General features: G+C 59.5%; 2 protein-coding genes and 1 pseudogene. 2 read left to right on the top strand and 1 reads right to left on the bottom strand.

Annotation, left to right across the window (positions count from 1 at the left end; all coding sequences use genetic code 11):
* Positions 1–126: 126 nt before the first annotated feature.
* Positions 127–884, bottom strand: a protein-coding gene (locus AC6A67_RS06860) for an IS5 family transposase (protein ID WP_498035807.1) whose coding sequence is annotated in 2 segments (ribosomal slippage) — positions 127–551 and positions 551–884 — 759 coding nt in all. Because the reading frame shifts where the segments join, the coding sequence is not laid out codon by codon here.
* A gap of 62 nt (positions 885–946) precedes the next feature.
* On the opposite strand from AC6A67_RS06860, the gene AC6A67_RS06855 reads away from it, so the two are divergent.
* Both AC6A67_RS06855 and AC6A67_RS06850 read left to right on the top strand, forming a co-directional pair.
* Positions 947–1,219, top strand: a complete 273-nt coding sequence (locus AC6A67_RS06855; protein WP_498035806.1) for a transposase — start codon at positions 947–949, stop codon at positions 1,217–1,219.
* Positions 1,216–1,408: pseudogene (locus tag AC6A67_RS06850) on the top strand (IS3 family transposase); the annotation flags it as partial. The gene AC6A67_RS06855 and the pseudogene AC6A67_RS06850, both read left to right, overlap by 4 nt.

The raw sequence follows: 1,408 nt of genomic DNA, 5'->3' as shown, positions 1-1,408 counted from the left end.
AGGTGGTCCCGGAAATTCGGACCAGTCGTTAAGCTCGCACACCTGATGAAGGACGGGCAATATGACGACACGGAAACGCTATTCGGCTGAGTTCAAGGCGAAGGTGGCCCTTGGTTGGGGACTCAATCAGGTCCATTCGCTTACGACAGCGACGAGAGCGATAGCTGACAGGAAGTTCTGCGCCAGCCGATCGTATGTTGTCGCGATCCGCCGCCAGTTTTTCAGCCTGCAGAAAAGGCGTTCGATGACGTTACGCCTCCTGTAGGCCTTGCGGTCCAGAGGGTACGGCGTGCGGCGCGCCTTGCTTGATGGAATGACCGCTGTCGTTCTCCGGGAGCGGAGCCAGTTCCTGAGACTGTCCGCATCATAGGCCTTGTCCGCCAGGAGCCGTCGGGTAAAGCCTGCTGTCTCCAGCAAGGGTATGGCCATGGCGATGTCAGCAACATTGCCTAGCGTCAGTGCGAATGCGACCGGTCGCCCGCAATGATCGGCCAGACAATGGATCTTGCTTGTTCTTCCGCCACGCGAGACGCCAATCGCTTGCGCCCAGGCCCCCCTTTTTGGCCCTGGGCGGAGCGGCGGGCCTTTACGTGTGTGCTGTCGATGGAAAACTCCGGCGGAATGGGGCCGGCGCCGGCCATCCGCTCGAAGAGTTTCTGCCAGATGCGCCGTCGCGCCCACCGGTGATACCGGTTGTAGATCGTGGTGGGCGGACCGTATTCCGCTGGCACATCCCGCCAGCGGCAACCCGTCTTCAGGACGTGTAGAATGCCGGAGATCACGCGGCGATCATCCACCCGTGGCTTTCCCGCCTGTCCATGCGGAAGATGTGGTTCGATGGCATCCCATGCCGCATCAGAGAGCCAGAACAAGCGCCCTTTCATCGCAATGCACCTCCAAAAACCAATTCAGGAGGGGAGAAATCGAATACAATTCAGGCCATTGTATGGGTTCTCAACCTGAGGCCATTCGCGAGGAGCTGACGACGGCTGAGCTGGCCAAGAAGTATGATATTCATCCGACGATGATCAGCGGCTGGAAGCGCACCGCGATCGAGAACATGGCGGCGGCATTCGGCAGTTCTGCGCCGGTTGCACCCGAAATCTCCGGGAAGGAGGTTGAGAAGTTGCATGCGAAGATTGGCCAGCTCGTCATCGAGCGGGATTTTTTGTCGGCAGCCTCCAGTCTCATTCTCGGTGCTGGAGGCAAAAAGCGGTGAAGCAGGATCATCCCGACCTGAGCATTCGCCGGCAATGTAGCCTCCTGTCATTGACCCGCTCTGGTCTCTATTATTCTCCGCGCGGTGAAAGCGCGGAGAACCTGGCGCTCATGGCGCTCATCGACCGGCAATTTCTGGAGTCGCCGTGGTACGGCTCGCGTCAGATGACGCGGCATCTGCAACGGGAGG

It is taken from the genome of Camelimonas sp. FR25 (assembly GCF_059740505.1).
Note: the sequence above shows the minus strand (reverse complement) of the source record. Positions and strands in the feature narration are given on the sequence as shown.

Coding starts and splice junctions, on each gene's coding strand:
- AC6A67_RS06855 (WP_498035806.1), top strand. CDS start 947: ATGGGTTCTCAACCTGAGGCCATTCGCGAGGAGCTGACGACGGCTGAG.